Source organism: Candidatus Tisiphia endosymbiont of Thecophora atra (genome assembly GCF_964026395.1).
Classification (GTDB): domain Bacteria; phylum Pseudomonadota; class Alphaproteobacteria; order Rickettsiales; family Rickettsiaceae; genus Tisiphia.
Genome location: NZ_OZ032145.1, coordinates 1251107 through 1269621, shown reverse-complemented (window position 1 = coordinate 1269621; position 18515 = coordinate 1251107). Strand labels below are relative to the sequence as shown.

The window sequence follows — 18515 nt, the reverse complement described above, 5'->3', positions numbered from 1 at the left end:
TGTTAAAACCTAAATTAAGTACTATAATAGGTATATAATTAAATATTAATCATGGTATAACAATGAATCATATTTATACTAATCTTACTGCCAGTATATCAGAATTTAAAAAAAGTCCTACAGCATTGCTTGCTAAGTCTAGTGGTGAGCCTATTGCTTTATTGAATCATAATAAACCAACGGCTTATTTAGTTCCAGCTGAACTATACGAACAAATGGTTGAAATATTAGATGATAGAGATTTACTTAAACTTGCTGAAGAAAGACTAAAAGAAAAGAAAGAAGCTATAGCAGTTGATCTAAATGATTTATAAACTTGAATTTGTTCCTGCTGCAAAGAAAGAATGGGATAAATTAGGTGAAGTTATTAAACAACAATTTAAAAAGAAATTATCAAGCAGATTAATTAATCCTCATATACCAAAAGATGCCCTAAGTGGAGGGACTAATTTATATAAAATAAAGCTAAAGTCTGCAGGATATAGGTTAGTTTATGAGGTTGATGACATACGAATAACAGTACTTGTTTTAAGCATAGGGAAAAGAAACCGTAACGAAGTATATAAACAATTAACTTCTAGGCTGGAAAAAAACAAGTAAGTACGGGAATTTAAAAAAACCTCGATATATTATGCATTGCCGCCTCCTGACTTCCGCAGATTTTTTGATATTAGTTGTTATAAGTGGCATTAGTAAGGAGGTGAAGTGGTACTCTCGTTCTGTTGTGCCTAGTAGATATTTTATTATTGACTTTAACTGCGATGTTGTTTATTATTTAATTAATTGAATATAGCCCCATATTTTATAGCCCTAATATGTACATACGTCGTAAAAAAACTCCTAATAGTCCAAGGCAATCTATTCAAATAGTGGAAGGTTATCGTGATAGTAAAGGTAACGTCAAACAGCGTATAGTACGTCATTTAGGAGTCTTCATAGATGAAGTAGAAGAAGCTAAATTAGTTGCCCTAGCACAAGATTTGATTGCCAAGATTAAAGCTGAGAGAGAAGCTGCAATTGGGCAGAGGAATTTGTTTACTGATGATACTAACGAGGTTAAAAGAGGTCGTCCAACTAACAAGTTGTTAAAAGATATTCTACCTGTTAACGAAGTAAAACTAAATGAGGTTGTAGAAGTCAAGCGAGTTGTTGAAGGAGTGCATCAAATAGGGGGGCATGTTTATGATCAAATGCATTTTAACCAGTTACTAGCAAGGAAACGTGACGCTGGGATGCTGAAGGATTTAGTGTTAGCCCGTATGGTAAGACCAAATAGTAAAAAAGGGATAGTTGAGTATTTAAGCGATCAATTTGACAGGCATCATGATCTAGATGCTACTTATCGGATGATGGACAAATTACATGAGCAAATACCTAAAATTAAAGAATTATGCTTTAAAAACACCCTAACCCTGATTCCTAATAAAGAGATTAGCCTAGTATTTTTTGATGTCACTACACTATACTTTGAATCAGTAGAAATAGATGAGCTAAGAGCCTTTGGCTATAGTAAAGATCATCGCTTTAATACTACCCAACTAGTTCTTGCCCTAGCAACTAATGAGGATGGATTACCACTTGGCTATGAGCTGTTTAGTGGTAATACCGCAGAAGTTAGCACCTTAATTAAATCAATTAACAGCTGGCAAGCGTATCTTAAAGTTAAAGATGTCTGTTTTATTGCTGATCGTGCAATGTTTAGTAAAGCTAACTTGCAAGCTCTCGATGAAGGTGGTTATCGTTATATTGTGGCAGCAAAGCTTAAAACACTCAAGAAAGAAAAGAAAGAAGAAATATTATCAGAGGAAAACTATAAGCCTACTGTTATAGGCAATGATCTTACTTGGATTGCCGATCTAGAGCATGATGGTAAACGTCTAATTACCAGTTATAAATCTAAAAGGGCTATTAATGATGCACAGGAGCGACAAAAAATTTTAGATAAAATTAATAAGACTATTGGTGAGTCTGGTAGTACTAAAAAACTTATATCTAATAGTGGAGTAAAAAAATATACTTCTAGTGAAAATGGCAAGAGCTATATTGACGCAGAGAAGATAGAGCAGGATGCGTTGTGGGATGGCATACATGGGGTAATCACCAATGACCAAACTATAACTCCACATGAAGCAATAGCAAAATATGCTAGATTATGGGTAATTGAAGAGCAATTTAGAATCAATAAACATAATTTACAAATGCGTCCAATTTTTCACTGGACTAAACAAAGGATAGAAGCACACATAGCTGTGTGTTATATGAGTTTTGCAGTGCTTAAAACTATAGAATACAAGGTTGCTCTGACCCAAAAGATCAGTGTAACTAACATCGTTGAATTATTAATATCAGTACAGGCTTCAATCTTAAGACATACAAAGACTGGTGATCTTTATAGACTACCAAGTGCAATAAAAAACGAAGCTAGAAAAATCTATAAAACCTTTAACATCAAGCGTTCAGACCATGCTGAAATATATTTAAAATAACAAAATAATGTTGTGCCTAAATTTTAAAAATCCTAGCACTATGAGCCTTCTAAGCTTATGCCTTATTAAAAAATGCGGAAGTCGGGAAGAAAGAATGGGATAAATTAGGTGAAGTTATTAAACAACAATTTAAAAAGAAATTATCAAGCAGATTAATTAATCCTCATATACCAAAAGATGCCCTAAGTGGAGGGACTAATTTATATAAAATAAAGCTAAAGTCTGCAGGATATAGGTTAGTTTATGAGGTTGATGACATACGAATAACAGTACTTGTTTTAAGCATAGGGAAAAGAAACCGTAACGAAGTATATAAACAATTAACTTCTAGGCTGGAAAAAAACAAGTAAGTACGGGAATTTAAAAAAACCTCGATATATTATGCATTGCCGCCTTTATGTAATTCTTCATCATCGAAATCTATTGTTGCTTTAGCAGCATGCATTATAATGTTAAAATATGAGAAACAGAATTTTAATAAATAATGCTCAGTTATTATGTTAGTTGCTAAAAAATTATCGAATTTATCTTTTTCAGTATTGGTGGTATGGCAATATATTTTCTTGAATATAAAGCCTATTAATCAGCTTAGCTTCTAATAAAGTAGTAATTACCACCCAAGTTACGAAATAACAAATATTACCAAATATACTGTCATCGATGATTAGATTGATAGGATTATTATAATTATTTTGTTTGCTTACTGTATAAATTAATTCGTGAAGTATACTGTCATCGTATTTATTTGGTGCGTAGATAATTTTTATTATTGTAAAATTATTTTCCTTACAAAAATTGATCAAAGATTGCCTTATGAGTTCAAAACGGGCATGTGATGAATATAATAAGATAATGGCTTGTTGGTTGTTCATATGCGACCCCTTCTCTAATGTTTTAATAATTAAGAGTTTTGATCGCCAAAGATAAAATGATAAAAGAAAAATTTATAGGTTATACATATCTTGGCGATCGGGAAGTTCGCAGAAACCGTCAACAGCCGGTATGGTAGCCTTTAGGCTTGAAGTTTACACCACAAGCCTTGAACATACGCTACCACCCCCCCGATCATAATAATCAAGGAACAACATTTTCGGTTGTTGTATACCGCTGTTGATAGTGGCTGCGAAACCCCAAAATAACCTTGCAGTTATTTCACTTTTAGTTTTAAACTATAGTTAGCAAAAGTCAACAATAAGTTTTTTTAATTATATCTTACGGTGATTTCTGAACCAACATCATTTTCTGCAGGTGAAACTGTCGAATGGCGACGATATTTAAACAAATATCCTGCTAATGAAGGCTGGAATTTATCTTATAGCTTTCGTAATTATACCACTAGTTTTGACGTTGCTGCTATTGCTGTAAATTGTAATCAGGTTTTGCCCCCTTTAGAGCAAAGATTGTAACGAAAATTGATCCCTTTAAAAAAGTAATAATATCTCTAGAAAAGTGGCGTGGCGATCCAAATAAACAGCAATTATCTTTTTAAAAAAATTAAATATTTTTTATCTGTATTTTATATAAATAAAAAATATTATTGATTAACAACAAATACACGTTTTTGTTGAATAAGCTTATGGCAAACTTCCAGTAATTTACGCATACAAGCTACTGTCGCAACTTTTTTAGGTTTAAAATTATTAATAAGTCTGTCATATAAAGCTTTTAAATATTGAAAGCCATTTTTACCTGTTAGTACTGCCATATATAGTGCATCTCGTGGTATCTTTCTGCCTCCTCTAATGAATCTTCGACCTTGTTTATTACCACTATCTCGAGCATATGGCGCTATTCCAACCATAGCTGATAATTCGTTGCCGCTATAATTTTTATTTCCCAACTCAGGTAAAAAACTAATTAATTTACTAGCTAGACATTTGCCAATGCCAGGTACAGTTTCTAATATTTTTGTTTTTTCTTGTAGTTCTTCTGATCCATCTATTATCTCATTTAATTTATCATCAATTTTAGATATTTCCTTTTGTAAGCATCCCATCAATAGACTTCTTTCGAAACTCGCTTATGCTGAGGGATTTGAAGGAGACGCGGAACGCAGAACCGCAGCGTACTCTAATGTACGTGAGGATTCGAGTACCGCATCGACGTACAAATCACCAGCAGAAGTAGAGTTTCGAAAGAAGTCTAATGTTTCTATGCTTTCTTTGTCAATACCATCGACACTATTATGCAACCTCTTTTTTTCATTACTAAGCATCAATACTAAATCTTCCCGTCTTTGCTGATATCTCTTCAAATTTTCTGATTCAATTTGATGTATATAATTTGCTGTAAGTTGCATCTTATCACTGTAATACGCTAATTTAAAAGCATCTTGCTTGTCCGTTTTACAAAAATTTACTGACTTACTAAATGAATTAAAACTATAGGTATTTACCTTATGAATCCGTTGCTCATTACTATATAATTTTTGGCAAATTTCATCCTCGTAGCCTCCTGTGGGTTCGCACACTATTAGCTCAATTTTTTGATATTTTGTTAATTTTATAAGCTCTTCATGACCTAAATTATCATTTGCAAAACGATGATATTCCGGTTTACTGTTTGAAATATATATACATACATCAAGCCATTTTTTACTTACATCTAGACCTATTATTTTTTTCATAGTATAATCTCCTCTGCAATTTGTTCAAAGCAAACTTAACGATAGAGGGTACTTATTCTGTTCACGACTATTTCAGTCTAGCTTGCTTCAAGTCACCCTCTTACAACTACTTATAACATGTTTTTAAGATATAAGCTTGCTGTTTTATTTTTTGCCACTGCAACTTTTGGATTGCCACGTCGCCGCTTTGCGGCTTCTCGCTAATAGACATTTATGCATTTTAAAAAACAAACTTTTCTATCATTAGTTGGGACTTTTAAATTACCTTGGGGAATTGCTGCATATTTCTCCTTGAAATCATTTTACGCAAATGTTATAGTAACCATTGCATAAGCAAATGGTTACTATGACAGAGAAATGTTTATCAATAGCAGATGCTAGTACTCTATTAGGGGTTTCACTCGATACAATAAGGCGTTGGGAAAAAAAGGGATTGGTCAAAGGTCATCGTAGCACTCTTGGACAACGCATATTCCAAATAGATGAACTAAAAAGACTTCAGTCTAAGCTAGCAAAATGCTCGAGTGATAGTGGTTATAAAGTCCTTTCAACAAATTATAAGAGTGAGTATAGCGTCGTAGAACTATTTGCGGGGGCTGGCGGATTAGCCCTTGGTATGCATAATGCTGGACTTGAAACTAAAATGCTTGTTGAAATTGATAAACTAGCAACTCAAACGTTAAGAACAAATAGACCAAATTGGAATGTCATAGAAAATGACATTACTAAAGTTGATTTTACAGGGGTTAAAGCCGACATTGTTGCTGGTGGGTTTCCATGCCAAGCCTTTAGTTATGCTGGTAAAAGAATGGGTTTTGATGATATTAGAGGGACATTATTTTTTGAATATGCAAGAGCCGTCAAAGAAATAAATCCAAAAGTAATTTTAGCAGAGAATGTCAGGGGACTTGAGAAGCATGACGAAGGGCGTACACTGGCTACAATGATCCAAATACTGGATGATTTTGGTTATAATATGTTTTATCGTGTTTTGAGATCTCAGTATCTAGACGTAGCTCAAAAAAGAGAGCGACTTGTGATTATAGGTATTCACAAAGACTACAAAGCCACGGTCTTATTCCCAGCAGAGCAAGATTATACTGTGTCTTTGAGAGAGGTCTTGAAAGATGTTCCAAGCTCGCTTGGGCAACAATATACGGAAAGCAAAAGAAGATTGATGGAATTAATACCAGAAGGAGGTTATTGGAGAGATTTACCAGATGAACTCCAAAGATCTTTCATGGGTGCGAGCTACTTTTTAGGTGGTGGGAAAACTGGAATGGCTAGGCGTTTGGCTTGGGATGAACCTTCTTTGACGCTGACATGTAACCCAGCACAAAAACAGACCGAGAGATGCCACCCATCAGAAACTAGACCTTTGACTATTAGAGAATACGCTCGTATACAGTCATTTCCTGATGATTGGGCATTCAGCGGTTCTATTGCGGCACAATATAGACAAATTGGCAATGCTGTGCCAGTGAATTTAGGATACCACATAGGAAAAGCTCTGATTAGAATATTGGATAGTTGCCATGATACAACTATTTCTCTTGCGGCATAAAGGTCTTGTTAAAATATCCTCTAATGAATTTATCATCAACTTTGTAATGTGGCTTAAGCTTTGCGACTATGGACATTATAGCATCAAAGGTTTGCGACATGGCATCTTCTACGCCGCTTGCAAGAGCATAAAAGCTATAGCCATCTATCTCTCTTATTAGATGGTTTGGGCTGCAAGACGACGTCGTTTTGGAAATGGACGGGGTAAATTCTTTGTCATATCTTTCTGCTGTTTTAGGAATGACTGCAACGTAATAAGCTGTATAGCCTTTATATTTATGACCCTTTGGCATCACAAGACCCTCTAAAGCAGTGTAAGTGTTGCACCTGTCTGAGCCTTTGATAGTGTTGTGCTTATTTTTAATTTCTGCAATGATTTGTCGATCTTCGTTTATTAGGTCAATTTGCTGGTTTGCCCTAAGGTTTGTCCAGCCATTTATGGCACCGATCACGCTTTGGTGAAAGTGCCCTATATGATTTGAGAGAGTTTTTTGAGCTTGTCTAACTTTTTCCATTGCTAGCCAACCTTCTGCATCGATTTCAAGGCTACTCATTTCAAATAAGCTTGAAAATGGGTCAATGACATTTCTATCTAGCTTTTTTTCGGACATAGCTATAGCGTTAGCGGCTTTATTAAATACTTCTTTTACTATAGCTTCAAGTATATCATCCTTAATAAAACTCAAATAAGACATTTTTTTCTCCAATTTTGCTCACAGCAATTATCTTTTATCTAAATTTTAGATGAAAATAAATTATTGTCAATAAACGTTGAAAAATGACCCGTTTAGCGAGCAATATTGTAGAGGGTAAAATTAGTTATTTTCGTTTTCTCATACGATAACTTTCGTTACCAATTTTGATGATGTTACAGTTGTGGCAAATTCTGTCAAGTAATGCTACCGTCATTTTATTACAACCAAAGACTTGTGGTCATTCTAGGAATTTGTGACATATAACTTGACAAAAATTTGTACGTAACGTACATTTGAGTAGTAGATTAAAGAGGGTTACAATCCTACTATGAATTTTATTACCACTGTAGAAGCAAGAGAACATTTTTCTGAAGTACTGAATCGTAGTGCTTATGGGAAAGAAAGAATCATTTTTACAAGGCGAGGAAAAAACCTTGTTGCCGTAATACCTATGGAAGATTTAAATTTGCTTGAAGCTCTTGAAGATAAATTAGATGTAGAGGATGCAAGAAAATCCCTAGAAGAAGCCAAGCAACATGGCACTATATCTCTAGCTGACTTTAAGAAAAATGAAGATATTTAGAAGATATATATATAATAATCTTAACTCTCTGATTAACAAGCTAATTTAATCATTTATGATAGTCTTTGCTGAGGTGCAATTTCCGCCTGAGATATCTTATGGTTCTAAGGGTGGCCCAATATTCTCAACTAACATCGTTACAACATTTAGTGGTCATGAGCAACGCAATATTAACTGGCAAATGGCAAGAAGCAGATATGATATAGGGAGTGGTATCAAGACACAAGCCCAGTGGCAAGAGCTAATAAGTTTTTTTCGGGCAAGACGTGGCAGAGCTATAGGTTTTCGTTATAAAGACTGGTCTGATTATCAAGGTATAAATCAGTTATTAGGCAAAGGGGATGGTCAAATAAAAAAATTCCAATTAGTTAAAAATTATATTAGTGGTGGATATATTTATGCTAGAATTATAACTAAACCAGTAAAAAATAGTTTTTGCAAGATTTATCTTGATTCTTGTGTAGTGCAGACAGAAGAAATTGACATTGATTTTACCACTGGTTCAATTGTCTTTGCTCAACCTCCGAGAAGAGATGAAGAAATAAAGGCAGATTTTGAATTTGACGTACCAGTTAGGTTTGACACGGATCACCTTGATTTATCGATGGATAGCTTTAACATAGGCTCTTGGGGTAATATTCCTCTCATTGAAATTAGAGTATGAGAAATTTACCGCCAACATTAACTCATCACTTAAAATCCAAGGTGACAAGCCTTGCTACTTGCTGGAAAATTACTAGACTGGATAAAATAATTTTAGGATTTACTGATTATGACCAAAATTTACTAATTGATGATTTGCAATATGAATCTATTGCTAGTTTTACTCCAACCAATGTTGAGAGTAGCAGTAACATGGCAGTAGATAATCTTGACTTATCAGGACAAATTTTTACCCCTAAAATAAATGCTAGCGATTTACTGGCTGGTAAATATGATTTCGCTGAAGTTGAAATATTTTTAGTAAATTATCAAGAACCAAATAGTGGTAAGCTAATACAAAAGCGTGGAATATTAGGAGAAGTAACTTTAAACAGCAACATGTTTTGTGCTGAAATAAGAGGGCTTACACAATTCTTATCACAAACAATGTGTGAAACTTATCTGCCTCATTGTCGAGCTAATCTTGGTGATACAAAATGCAAGTTTAACTTGCAACAGCTAGGATTTACTGTGGAAGAAACAGTATCGAAGGTGATTGACCAGCAAAGCTTCTTTGCTCAAAACCTTGATCAGCCCAATGGCTGGTTTACTGGAATAGCGGTAATAATCATGGACTAAAGATGGAAGTAAAAGATTTTGCTGATACAAAGATAATATTAGCCCTACCAATGCCTTTTGCTATTAGTGTATCTGATAAATTTGCTCTCAGTACAGGACAAAGAGATTAACAAGGTGATAATCGAAGTAAAGATGGTGTTATGGGCTTAATAAATTTTGTTATAACTTCCATCATTTCTTCAATATTCAAAAATATTCTCTGCAAGTAATCTAAGCCATACCTGAATAAGGAGATAGACTTTCTACCGTGTTTTTTAAGCTTTATGGGTCTGATAGAATTTTGCCATTGACCCACAACATAAGCAAAAGTAAATGCTATAGCAAGTAAACCAAGCAATTTACTAATTCTATCTAAATGTATTATATGGGTGTTTTCAAAGTTAAATCCTCGTGTTTTAAGGCAAGCAAAAAGATTTTCTATTTCCCATCTTTTTTTATATATATTTAGTGCTATATTAGGGTTATCATTGGTAGCTATGATTACTAATTCTCCTTGATCATTACGCAATGCCGCTACAGATACTTTAGGTCCTTTATAATTCTTACCCAAATATCTTTTTCCTTTAAACAACATATATTCACCATTCTTCTAACAAACTGGTTCTAAAGAAGCTTCTATTTTAACTACGCTAAACCCTAGTCGTGTTGCCTGTTTTTGTAGGTTTTTCACCATTGTTTCTTGGTATTGTTTTTCGTAAGTTTCAATTCCCTGTTCGACGTAGTCTTGACCATATTTTAATAATCGATAAAACATACATGCCAACTTCCTTGCTGTTGCTGTAATAGCTTTTGGTGTACCACCCCTACTTTTTATCCTTCTGTAAAATCCTGCTAGTGCTGATTTACCTCTACCTAGATTAAGAGCGGCCATCCTGAAAGCCATACTTGCTTTATTTTCTACCTTTTTTGTTCTAGTATCAAATACTTTACCACCGGTAATTTTATTAGCAGGACTTAAGCCAAGCCAAGATGTAAAATGTTTCTCTGTACTCCATTTGTCCATATCTAACCCCACTTCCGATACTATCGTTTGTACACTTAGCTCACTTAGCCCTGGAATTGCAGTAAAATCTACTCCTGCTGCATTATATAGTGATTGTTGTAAATCAAACTTTGGAGAATTTTTGTTCTTGCGTTGCTTATTTGTTACATCACCATCACCACGTTTATCAAACTCTTTGTAACAGCTTTCTATTGCTTCGTCACACTCCTTGATTTGTTTTAGGTAAAATTCATAAATATCTAATTCTTGCTTTAATACTACAAGATGCTCTTTGCGATAATCTCCCTCCACAGCTTTGATAATAGTCTTTTCATCACTTTTTATACGACTATCCCTAAATGTGACTAATTTATTTGCATCCCTTTCACCAGCAATAATTGCTTTTATTATACTCATTCCTGTAACGCCTGTTATATCACTAATCACATGATGTAATTGGATATTCATTTCATTCAGTGCTTTCTGCATACGGTTTACATGGGTTGCACCATTCTTTGTTAATCTGTCTCTTTGTCTAGTAAGAGTTCTTAATTCACATATCTGATCTTTTGGACGAAATGAACCACTTAACAATCCATAGCTATGAAGTTGTTGTAACCACTGACAATCAGCTACATCCGTTTTACGTCCAGGTACGTTTTTCACATACCTAGCATTCACCAATATAACTTCAAAGCCAGTAGTCTCTAAAATCTGAAATACAGGTATCCAATATATCCCTGTTGATTCCATAGCTATCGTCTTAACTCCACATTTTTTTAACCAATCTGCCATTTCTCTTAAATTACTGGTAAAAGCAGCAAATTTTTGTACATTTTTTTCATCCCTATCAGCTGGTACGCAAACGTAATGTTCTCTAGAACCAATATCAATACATGCTGCATTAGGATTGATTACAGATAATTTCTGTTTATCATTCTTTTTATTTGTCATACAACCTCCTACGTCTAGTAATTAGACCGAGCTAATTTTAAGTTGGAGTATTGAATGAAAAAATTAATCTTCTAAACGAGGTCTCTTATGTGTTATAAACACATAATGCCATCAATGATCTTACCAAAAACTCCAAAACCATGCTCTTAAACGGGCTGCTTTCGCTGCACCATTGACAACACCGGTTATAAGCTCTTTAACCAACTCGGCTAACTGCAACTTTAACACAGTATAGTCGTGAATACTATACTCTGAGGTTGATACCTTACCACCAAAGTTTGTTTATGTTTTTACATAATGCTTAGCATTTTGTTTGGTGCTCTTAATTAAATGATTAGCAGTAACTAATTCATCTTCTGCTCTACCAATGGTAAGATTGGCTTTGATTCTAATATAAAATGGTATCATTTTATCAGCTAAAAACTTTAGCCATAAATCACCAATCAACTCCCGATCCCCAAGCAATGCTGACATCTTCTCTATGCCAAATACAGTAATAAACCTTTCCATTAATTGCTGACGTTCAACGTTATTAGAAGTTCCTGCTTTTGGCAACATATCCCACATAATTGGTATAGCAATGCCTTTATGGCAAATAGATAATACTAAAATATTGATGTCAAGCTTACCAAATTTCCAATTTGTCCGATCAAGCACTAATAACCATTGTTCAGCATCAATTCCAGCCAACCTAACCAGTAACTTGGCTAAGGATGTGTATGATAATTCACATTTGGCAAAAAATCTCTGTAATTTCTTATAGCGTGATTCTTGCTTGTCTCCTTTTATCGTTAAGGCAAGTTGTGTAAGATTTACATCTCTCACTTGCAGTAATCTAATATTATTTGTCCTATTAATTTTATGCTTGCAAAACTATTAAAAAAGTAGTCTCCTATTAATTGTGATAACGCTGTAATCATTCTCTTGCCTCTTAAGTCTTTAACAACCTAAGTAATAGAGCTTTGTCTACGCGTTATCTACTATTTTTTATTCTCTCCTTAATCTCTTTGTCCTGTACTGAGAAATCAATTAATGAATCTAGCTTGCTTTCGATCTCTGTATGTTATTTCTTTAGGTAAACAAAGAATATGCAAGAAATTCTAACTAGGAATATGTGTTTTTTCTTGCATTTTACGGGAGATCCATACAAGGTTATGTTATAAATATTGGTCATTTTAGAATGTTATTGATAGATGTAAGTAACAAATGACTTGTGTGAGATACGAGAACAATTTATAGGGGAATAAAAAAATTAACTTTTATATTTAGTAACATATTTTATTATGCTAACTCCTATGTAAAATAAAGGAGTGCTACATATTGTGAAGAAAAGTTTAAATGAATAGCTGTTCACTATAAGTGACCACATACGATCTATTGGTAGCACTCCAAATATACTCATGAAGCTAATAACAATACAAGTATCTATAAATAGCGAAATTGCTGTACTGCCATTGTTCCTAAGCCATAGCCATCTACCATGAGTGACTTTACGTATCCATAAATAAATTGTAATATCAATAAGTTGAGCAGTGTAACAGGCAATAATTGAGCCTATGAAAGCAATACTATATAACCCAAAAACCTTATGAAAAGTTATATTATCGATTTTAGACCATTCTGTGGCATTTAACCTATCCATTATTGCTATAATTAATACAACAATTATATTCATAGCTAGTGCAAGTTTAACACAGAAATTAGCTTTGGTTTTCCCATAAAATTCAACAATTAAATCAGTAAGTAAAAATGTTAATGGGTATGTTATCGCACCTACAGAAAGTTCAAAAGTATAAAAAGGTAATATTGGTAAGAAAACAAACTTTTGATATATTAAATTACCTATTACAATGAGAATTGCAAATAATACGCATATAGTAATATAAATTTTTTCATCTATGGTCATGTTTTTGGAATCATAAATTAAGAATATTTTGAGTAAAAACTATAATTTAAAATAAATAAGTTTACCTAAAATTCAACTTATAAAATTATTTATATATGGTAAAGTTTGTTGTATTATACTGCTCGTAAATGAAGAGTTGGTAGACGAAAATCAAAATCAACAAGTGCTAGGAGTGTTCAAGACGAGGAGCACAGCGTACATTAGTACCGCAGGTCTTGGACAACGACAACGCAATTGTTGATTTTCATCGAGTATACATCATCATCCACCACGGTTTCACCATATAATTAATATTGTGACATTAATACAGAAATTTTACTTTTCTTGTATGTAGAATAATACAATTATTCTTTACTAAATGCACCAATATCTATATTAACTCGTCTTAACTCTAAATTAAATTTTTTTATAAGGTTACAATTGTACTCAAGAAAATTAAGGTACTTTGCATGGCTACTCTGATGGTTATAACACCATTTTCCAAAACTAAATTGCTACTCGGAGTACGAGTGTCGGCTACCTTCGCGTACAACTAGTACGTGAGGAGTGGAGATCATAAAGTACGACGACGTGATGATTAGTTTTCGGAAATGGTATAAGTACCGTAATTAAGGTTAGTTCATTAGATATCTTGCGAAACTATACTTCTGCTGGTAATTTATTCATGCTTCCGGTACTCTGCTCCTCACGTACATCATCGTCCGCTGCAGGTCGAGATTCTGTGGCTGCTTTAACAACTTCATCATGCTTCAGCTTCTTTGTAGCCATTGTAATAATTTATTATGAGTTTTTTTGTTTGCTATGCTTGAGTACAAAACACATTAGGTTGTATATGTTTACTCTTAGTAGGTATAATTGCCTATATACTTGTTCAATAAATGATTTTCTAGCAATTGACAAGCTTATTTTTATTTGTTAGCATCAAAGACTACCATAATATTATTTTAAAAACAAATTCACTACAACTAGAATATCAAATATGCAATCTCAAGATACTAACGATTTACGTAAAATAGCTGATATTATTAGTACTAAGCTAAATGAAAATGATATAGCAGCAACAACATATTATAGATTAAAAGACCCTTGTTCTGCCTTAAATAAGATGATACTAAAGACTAACGAATTAACGGATCTAGTGGCTTTTAGATTTATAGTTGATAAGCTAGAATATTGTTATAAAGTGTTGGATATTATTTGTGGTATCTATTCTGTTAAAACAACAGAGAAAAAGAACTATATTGATTATCCTAAAGATAATGGTTATCGTTCCTTGCATATTGTTACGAGTGTCGGCAACCCTAGACGTGATGTGGAAATGCAGGTACGAACCAATGAGATGCATGATATAGCAGAATTTGGTACAGCAAATCACGATGAATATAAAAAGACGCAGGCAGCAAAGATAAGAGAGTTACTGCCTACTGGTATATTGAATGTAGCTGATATTAATACTGAGCTAAATAAAGCGTACGACATCTTTACCCATTTTAATTGGACTATACAAGAACTTATTGATTATGAGCAAACAATTATAAATCTTTATCGTATTTATCAAGACAACTTGCGTAAAGTATGAAGTGCATAGTGTTATTGAGTAACTAAAATATGTGCTTAACGCGAATTCGGGATAAGAATTAACTAATTCTTATCCCGAATTGGGGTATATGCTAAAATTTTTTTGGGTTAGCTATAGCTTCAAACCATATTTGGCTAGTAAAGATGAAAGCTCTAGTTTTATACTATTTAGTTCTTCCAAACTATCTGATTCATATCTAGCAATAATTTTAGCTTCAGTATTCGAAGCTCTTAGTAACCACCATGCATGCCCCTGAAATTCATTGGGCATATTATGTGAGTCAACCCTTATACCATCAATATCGTTGAAACTGATATTTCTGCTGTTTAAATCCTCTTTTATTTGCTGAATAATATCAAATTTAAGGTTATCTGGTACAGAAATCTTAATTTCAGGGCTATTATAACATTTAGGTAATTCATCTATCATATCGTCTAAAGTTTTTTTTGACCTTGATAGTAAATCAACAAACCGTAAGGCAGCATAAATTGCATCATCATATCCATAATATTTATCAGCAAAAAATATATGACCACTAGTTTCACCGCCAAGTAACGCCTTAGTTGTTTGCATCTTATCTTTGATAAAGGAATGGCCTGTTTTGCACATTATCACGTTTCCGCCATATGACTTAATCTGATTAAATATGCTACTGCTTGATTTGATATCCATTATAATAGTTGCATTTGGATTTTGATCAATTACATCTTTTGCCAATATACCAAGGATTTGGTCGCCTAAAATTATTCGTCCTTTCTTACTTACAATGCCTATACGATCTCCATCCCCATCGAATGCAATACCAATATCGCAATCCTGAGTCTTAACTATCTCTATTAGTTGTTCTAGATTTTTGGGAATAGTTGGATCTGGGTGGTGATTAGGAAAATTACCATCAATTTGCGAATTTATAACGATATTTTTGTTAGGTAATCTTAATGCTAATAAGTCAATAATATTTCCAGCCGCACCATTGGCAGGATCCCATGCGATTTTTATTTGAGGTTCTATAGTTATTCCTTGCAAAATCCTATCTAGATATTTATCGGTAACATTTAAATTGCATATATTACTTAGTGCTGGAAATTTTTTTGGTATAATAAAATTGGTGGACAAATCTTGACTTAGAATATTATTCAGTAAATCTTGTATTTGTTGGTCGAAAAAAGACTTTCCTTGTGATAACAACTTAAAGCCATTATCATCTTTGTGGTTATGGGATCCTGTTATCATTATGCTAGCTTGTGGCTTAAATATTTTATCAGCAAAATATAAAACAGGGGAGGGGACAATGCCTATTGAGGTAACCTTTCCCTTAGCTGAAATAATGCCATTAACCAAAGCATGGTAAAGGGCAGGGGAGCTTAATCTACCATCACGTCCTATAAATATTTCGTTCCCTTGCTTGGATATATGCATTTTGGTAAAACAAAAGCCAATTTTATAAGCAATAGTTGGATTAATATCTATTAGACTGCTGCCACGAATGTCGTACAGTCTAAAAATTGTTCTATTTATTTCCATTGTCATTATAATTGAGTATACTTACAAAACTTGAAATATTGATTATATTATAAATGAAAATTTTAGCATTTGATACGGCAAATAATAGTGCATCTGTTGCAATCTCTGAAGATCAGATTATTCTAGCCTATATTGAGGAATTAAGGTCTTCTATGCAAGCTGAAACTATAGTGCCAATGGTTGAAGAAGCATTGAAAATAGCAAAGATATCTTACCATGACCTAGATTGTTTAGCCGTTACAAACGGTCCGGGCAGTTTTACAGGCATTAGAATAGGGTTATCAGTGGCAAAAGGCTTGTTGCTAAGTACAGATATAACAGGCATCACTACATCTAATTTTGAGTATTTTTGGTGGAGAGCCAGCAGGCAAGTAAAAAATTATAATAAAATTTTTATTTTTCTCAATGCATATAGAGGGCAATTATATAGCCAAGTTTTTGATCAAAATGAACAAGCTTCTATTCCTTCACTGATAAATTATGACCAAGCTGTGGAGTTATTAAACACAGAAGATGCTACTATTAATGTTTGTGCAGGTAGCGGGGTAGAGATGATATACGACAAGATTAGGGATATAAAAAATTTAACAATTTTACCTCGTTTTACTAGAGTTAAGGCACTGCATATATGCAAATATATAGCCGACAAAATAGCTAGAAAGTACAATTTCTCTAACTCCATAGAGCCGTTATATATTAGACCAGCTGATGCAAAGATTAGAGTTCTTACATAATTCTACTACTACAAAACTGGCTATAATATCAGAAAAATGCATTCTTGAAGCGGTTCTACGAATGCATTTTAATCTATTATCGCTAATAATCTTATTTTTATATCAATAAAAATAAGATTATTAGCAAATGAAATATTTAACAATCAGGCGTGATAGCCGCTTTAAGCCTGATTGTTTACTTTCTCATTCCAATTTCGGATTAATGAAATTAATCCGAAATTGAGGTTGCAAGAAGTCTATTAAAAATTTCCTACCCTCTTCCTTTAGCTTCCGTCTTTTCATTATGTGGAGGTGGTGATGTTGGTGTTTTAGATGACATATGTGATTTTGCTTTTTGTCCGACAAATTTTGCCTCATTCTTCAATTGTTCAGCCAATGGTAGTTTGCTCTTATCACTAGAATATCCATGCCATTTGTCTTTTAAATATTCACAAATTCTTGCAATAAAATTTTTCCTTGGCATTATCGTATTCGATGATTCAGCTCGATCGTTTACTAATTGCTTAGTAAATTTCTTTACTGTATATTTATCTGGATTATCGATAAACTTATTTAACTGTTCCGCAGCTTTTTTAGCAATGTCATTAATGGATTGTAAACTTAATTTCTCTGTTTTTGTATCTTTTTGAGTTGCAATTGCTTGATCAATTCGCTCTATCAATATGTCAGCTAAAGCCTCTGTAGCACCATTTGCTTTTTTAAATGTGCTTATTGTTTCCGGCTTCACTCCTTCATCTGATATGATTTCTGAAACTCTTTCTTTCATATCTGTTTTATATTGTTGCTCATTAAGAGGAACAGTTAGTAATTCTTTCGATAAAGCCTTATTACTATCAATAATTGCTTGAGGGTCTTTTTGCTCACAATTTGTTTGGATTGCTTGTATATCACTAATAAATCGATCAGCAATTTTGCCAGTGCCAGCTACATCAATTACTACTTGCGGTGTTAATTCAGAATCCCCTGCTTTTCCTAACGTGGCGGTAATATTTACAGCCATATAATCTTGGCTATTAAATTCCGTACCCATCATATTCCTAAGGTCACTCTTTGGCAAGAAAGCATTCATACTACAATCAAACATGAGCTTTTGTCCGCCGATATATGATACGTTATGATCTTTATCTATAGTGATCTTGGACATACTACCATCTCTTAGCCATTCACTTCCAGGATCATATCCATAGTTATCAAATGCTTTCATTTTTAGTGGGGTGAATCCAGCTGTAGCAGCAGCTAGACTACCTTGGTGATTTGCAGCTAAAATATATTCTGTTTGTGTTTTTGATAAATGATAATCATTTGTTAATATATCATGCATATCTTGATAAGTTACCTTATGATCCTGAGCTTTGGCTGACTTACACTTAGCTAGTAAGTCTACTATTTGTCCATCTGGGGTTTCAATATAAAAGACACCACGTTCTATATCCTTGTTAACCTGTTTTTCACTAGAGCTAGGTTTTTTTTGATAATCTTTGTTATGCTTAGGATCAAAGGACTCTGCTATATATTGTAAGTCTTTATCTATATTTTGTGCAGCATCATCAGATGTAAAACTATATGATTTCATAATATAATATCTCCTTAGTTAACTTGCAT

General features: G+C 33.4%; 24 protein-coding genes. 12 read left to right on the top strand and 12 right to left on the bottom strand.

The window, feature by feature from the left end; all coding sequences use genetic code 11:
- The first annotated feature begins 62 nt into the window (after nt 1-62).
- The 4 genes from AAGD45_RS06135 to AAGD45_RS06120 all read left to right on the top strand — a co-directional run bounded on the left by AAGD45_RS06135 (nt 63) and on the right by AAGD45_RS06120 (nt 2836).
- Complete coding sequence (locus AAGD45_RS06135; protein ID WP_341760858.1) at nt 63-314, top strand: type II toxin-antitoxin system Phd/YefM family antitoxin; 252 nt, start codon at nt 63-65, stop codon at nt 312-314.
- Nucleotides 304-600 (top strand): type II toxin-antitoxin system RelE/ParE family toxin, encoded by a 297-nt coding sequence (locus AAGD45_RS06130; RefSeq protein ID WP_341760859.1) that lies wholly within the window; start codon nt 304-306, stop codon nt 598-600. The genes AAGD45_RS06135 and AAGD45_RS06130 overlap by 11 nt, the downstream gene beginning before the upstream one ends.
- A 215-nt stretch (nt 601-815) precedes the next feature.
- On the top strand, nt 816-2486 hold the full coding sequence (locus tag AAGD45_RS06125; RefSeq protein ID WP_341760830.1) for an IS1634 family transposase: 1671 nt from the start codon (nt 816-818) through the stop codon (nt 2484-2486).
- A 116-nt stretch (nt 2487-2602) separates the two neighbouring features.
- Entirely contained in the window at nt 2603-2836 is a 234-nt protein-coding gene (locus tag AAGD45_RS06120; RefSeq protein ID WP_341762232.1) for a type II toxin-antitoxin system RelE/ParE family toxin, read from the top strand.
- 183 nt (nt 2837-3019) lie between these two features.
- Here the strand turns inward: AAGD45_RS06120 and AAGD45_RS06115 are convergent, their stop codons facing one another.
- The gene (locus AAGD45_RS06115; protein ID WP_341761056.1) at nt 3020-3358 is read right to left on the bottom strand and encodes a hypothetical protein; all 339 of its coding nucleotides are present in this window, start codon (nt 3356-3358) and stop codon (nt 3020-3022) included.
- A gap of 345 nt (nt 3359-3703) precedes the next feature.
- Here AAGD45_RS06115 and AAGD45_RS06110 point away from each other — a divergent pair, with 345 nt between their 5' ends.
- Nucleotides 3704-3892 carry a hypothetical protein gene (locus tag AAGD45_RS06110; protein WP_341761055.1) on the top strand — a complete coding sequence of 63 codons (189 nt, stop codon included), beginning with the start codon at nt 3704-3706 and terminating at the stop codon, nt 3890-3892.
- A 128-nt stretch (nt 3893-4020) separates the two neighbouring features.
- Here AAGD45_RS06110 and AAGD45_RS06105 read toward each other — a convergent pair whose 3' ends face one another.
- Together AAGD45_RS06105 and AAGD45_RS06095 are read right to left on the bottom strand one after the other, a co-directional pair.
- Entirely contained in the window at nt 4021-4482 is a 462-nt protein-coding gene (locus AAGD45_RS06105) for a transposase (RefSeq protein WP_341761054.1), read from the bottom strand.
- Between the two features lie 24 nt (nt 4483-4506).
- Entirely contained in the window at nt 4507-5112 is a 606-nt protein-coding gene (locus AAGD45_RS06095; RefSeq protein WP_410521062.1) for an IS110 family transposase, read from the bottom strand.
- 346 nt (nt 5113-5458) lie between these two features.
- On the opposite strand from AAGD45_RS06095, the gene dcm reads away from it, so the two are divergent.
- Nucleotides 5459-6676 (top strand): DNA (cytosine-5-)-methyltransferase, encoded by a 1218-nt coding sequence (gene dcm, locus AAGD45_RS06090; RefSeq protein WP_341761053.1) that lies wholly within the window; start codon nt 5459-5461, stop codon nt 6674-6676.
- On the opposite strand, the gene AAGD45_RS06085 is transcribed toward dcm, so the two are convergent.
- Nucleotides 6657-7370, bottom strand: a complete 714-nt coding sequence (locus AAGD45_RS06085; RefSeq protein ID WP_341761052.1) for an Eco47II family restriction endonuclease — start codon at nt 7368-7370, stop codon at nt 6657-6659. The two genes, dcm and AAGD45_RS06085, sit on opposite strands and share 20 nt — an antisense overlap.
- Before the next feature lie 124 nt (nt 7371-7494).
- Nucleotides 7495-7584: an ATP-binding protein gene (locus tag AAGD45_RS06080; RefSeq protein WP_375331066.1), complete on the bottom strand. Its 90-nt coding sequence runs from the start codon at nt 7582-7584 to the stop codon at nt 7495-7497.
- Nucleotides 7585-7698: 114 nt separating this feature from the next.
- Here AAGD45_RS06080 and AAGD45_RS06075 point away from each other — a divergent pair, with 114 nt between their 5' ends.
- The 4 genes from AAGD45_RS06075 to AAGD45_RS06060 are packed head-to-tail and all read left to right on the top strand — an operon-like array spanning nt 7699 to nt 9344.
- A complete protein-coding gene (locus AAGD45_RS06075; protein WP_341761051.1) occupies nt 7699-7953 on the top strand; it encodes a type II toxin-antitoxin system Phd/YefM family antitoxin in 255 nt (84 codons plus the stop codon).
- Between the two features lie 55 nt (nt 7954-8008).
- Entirely contained in the window at nt 8009-8617 is a 609-nt protein-coding gene (locus AAGD45_RS06070) for a DUF2460 domain-containing protein (RefSeq protein WP_341761050.1), read from the top strand.
- Entirely contained in the window at nt 8614-9234 is a 621-nt protein-coding gene (locus AAGD45_RS06065; RefSeq protein WP_341761049.1) for a DUF2163 domain-containing protein, read from the top strand. The genes AAGD45_RS06070 and AAGD45_RS06065 overlap by 4 nt, the downstream gene beginning before the upstream one ends.
- Nucleotides 9235-9236: 2 nt before the next feature.
- A complete protein-coding gene (locus tag AAGD45_RS06060; protein WP_341761048.1) occupies nt 9237-9344 on the top strand; it encodes a hypothetical protein in 108 nt (35 codons plus the stop codon).
- Here the strand turns inward: AAGD45_RS06060 and AAGD45_RS06055 are convergent.
- From AAGD45_RS06055 to AAGD45_RS06035, 5 genes are all read right to left on the bottom strand, one after another.
- Entirely contained in the window at nt 9341-9808 is a 468-nt protein-coding gene (locus AAGD45_RS06055) for a transposase (RefSeq protein WP_341761047.1), read from the bottom strand. The genes AAGD45_RS06060 and AAGD45_RS06055 overlap by 4 nt on opposite strands.
- A gap of 15 nt (nt 9809-9823) precedes the next feature.
- Complete coding sequence (locus tag AAGD45_RS06050) at nt 9824-11170, bottom strand: IS110 family transposase (protein WP_341761046.1); 1347 nt, start codon at nt 11168-11170, stop codon at nt 9824-9826.
- Nucleotides 11171-11452: 282 nt separating this feature from the next.
- The gene (locus tag AAGD45_RS06045) at nt 11453-11995 is read right to left on the bottom strand and encodes a hypothetical protein (protein WP_341761045.1); all 543 of its coding nucleotides are present in this window, start codon (nt 11993-11995) and stop codon (nt 11453-11455) included.
- Nucleotides 11996-12422: 427 nt separating this feature from the next.
- On the bottom strand, nt 12423-13076 hold the full coding sequence (locus AAGD45_RS06040) for a queuosine precursor transporter (protein ID WP_341761044.1): 654 nt from the start codon (nt 13074-13076) through the stop codon (nt 12423-12425).
- A 639-nt stretch (nt 13077-13715) separates the two neighbouring features.
- Nucleotides 13716-13844 carry a hypothetical protein gene (locus tag AAGD45_RS06035; protein ID WP_341761043.1) on the bottom strand — a complete coding sequence of 43 codons (129 nt, stop codon included), beginning with the start codon at nt 13842-13844 and terminating at the stop codon, nt 13716-13718.
- Nucleotides 13845-14055: 211 nt separating this feature from the next.
- Between AAGD45_RS06035 and AAGD45_RS06030 the strand changes: the two genes are divergently transcribed.
- Nucleotides 14056-14655, top strand: coding sequence for a bifunctional (p)ppGpp synthetase/guanosine-3',5'-bis(diphosphate) 3'-pyrophosphohydrolase (locus AAGD45_RS06030; RefSeq protein WP_341761042.1), 600 nt, complete (start codon nt 14056-14058; stop codon nt 14653-14655).
- Between the two features lie 111 nt (nt 14656-14766).
- Here the strand turns inward: AAGD45_RS06030 and AAGD45_RS06025 are convergent, their stop codons facing one another.
- On the bottom strand, nt 14767-16179 hold the full coding sequence (locus AAGD45_RS06025; RefSeq protein WP_341761041.1) for a phosphomannomutase/phosphoglucomutase: 1413 nt from the start codon (nt 16177-16179) through the stop codon (nt 14767-14769).
- A 53-nt stretch (nt 16180-16232) separates the two neighbouring features.
- Here AAGD45_RS06025 and tsaB point away from each other — a divergent pair, with 53 nt between their 5' ends.
- Complete coding sequence (gene tsaB, locus AAGD45_RS06020) at nt 16233-16913, top strand: tRNA (adenosine(37)-N6)-threonylcarbamoyltransferase complex dimerization subunit type 1 TsaB (RefSeq protein WP_341761040.1); 681 nt, start codon at nt 16233-16235, stop codon at nt 16911-16913.
- Between the two features lie 250 nt (nt 16914-17163).
- Here the strand turns inward: tsaB and AAGD45_RS06015 are convergent, their stop codons facing one another.
- Nucleotides 17164-18486: a hypothetical protein gene (locus AAGD45_RS06015; protein WP_341761039.1), complete on the bottom strand. Its 1323-nt coding sequence runs from the start codon at nt 18484-18486 to the stop codon at nt 17164-17166.
- Nucleotides 18487-18515: the final 29 nt, after the last annotated feature.

Coding starts and splice junctions, on each gene's coding strand:
- dcm (WP_341761053.1), top strand. CDS start 5,459: ATGACAGAGAAATGTTTATCAATAGCAGATGCTAGTACTCTATTAGGG.
- AAGD45_RS06125 (WP_341760830.1), top strand. CDS start 816: ATGTACATACGTCGTAAAAAAACTCCTAATAGTCCAAGGCAATCTATT.
- AAGD45_RS06030 (WP_341761042.1), top strand. CDS start 14,056: ATGCAATCTCAAGATACTAACGATTTACGTAAAATAGCTGATATTATT.
- AAGD45_RS06070 (WP_341761050.1), top strand. CDS start 8,009: ATGATAGTCTTTGCTGAGGTGCAATTTCCGCCTGAGATATCTTATGGT.
- AAGD45_RS06075 (WP_341761051.1), top strand. CDS start 7,699: ATGAATTTTATTACCACTGTAGAAGCAAGAGAACATTTTTCTGAAGTA.
- AAGD45_RS06130 (WP_341760859.1), top strand. CDS start 304: ATGATTTATAAACTTGAATTTGTTCCTGCTGCAAAGAAAGAATGGGAT.
- AAGD45_RS06095 (WP_410521062.1), bottom strand. CDS start 5,112: ATGAAAAAAATAATAGGTCTAGATGTAAGTAAAAAATGGCTTGATGTA.
- AAGD45_RS06115 (WP_341761056.1), bottom strand. CDS start 3,358: ATGAACAACCAACAAGCCATTATCTTATTATATTCATCACATGCCCGT.
- AAGD45_RS06050 (WP_341761046.1), bottom strand. CDS start 11,170: ATGACAAATAAAAAGAATGATAAACAGAAATTATCTGTAATCAATCCT.
- AAGD45_RS06065 (WP_341761049.1), top strand. CDS start 8,614: ATGAGAAATTTACCGCCAACATTAACTCATCACTTAAAATCCAAGGTG.
- AAGD45_RS06015 (WP_341761039.1), bottom strand. CDS start 18,486: ATGAAATCATATAGTTTTACATCTGATGATGCTGCACAAAATATAGAT.
- AAGD45_RS06135 (WP_341760858.1), top strand. CDS start 63: ATGAATCATATTTATACTAATCTTACTGCCAGTATATCAGAATTTAAA.
- tsaB (WP_341761040.1), top strand. CDS start 16,233: ATGAAAATTTTAGCATTTGATACGGCAAATAATAGTGCATCTGTTGCA.
- AAGD45_RS06080 (WP_375331066.1), bottom strand. CDS start 7,584: ATGACGGTAGCATTACTTGACAGAATTTGCCACAACTGTAACATCATC.
- AAGD45_RS06060 (WP_341761048.1), top strand. CDS start 9,237: ATGGAAGTAAAAGATTTTGCTGATACAAAGATAATATTAGCCCTACCA.
- AAGD45_RS06040 (WP_341761044.1), bottom strand. CDS start 13,076: ATGACCATAGATGAAAAAATTTATATTACTATATGCGTATTATTTGCA.
- AAGD45_RS06085 (WP_341761052.1), bottom strand. CDS start 7,370: ATGTCTTATTTGAGTTTTATTAAGGATGATATACTTGAAGCTATAGTA.
- AAGD45_RS06105 (WP_341761054.1), bottom strand. CDS start 4,482: ATGGGATGCTTACAAAAGGAAATATCTAAAATTGATGATAAATTAAAT.
- AAGD45_RS06035 (WP_341761043.1), bottom strand. CDS start 13,844: ATGGCTACAAAGAAGCTGAAGCATGATGAAGTTGTTAAAGCAGCCACA.
- AAGD45_RS06025 (WP_341761041.1), bottom strand. CDS start 16,179: ATGGAAATAAATAGAACAATTTTTAGACTGTACGACATTCGTGGCAGC.
- AAGD45_RS06055 (WP_341761047.1), bottom strand. CDS start 9,808: ATGTTGTTTAAAGGAAAAAGATATTTGGGTAAGAATTATAAAGGACCT.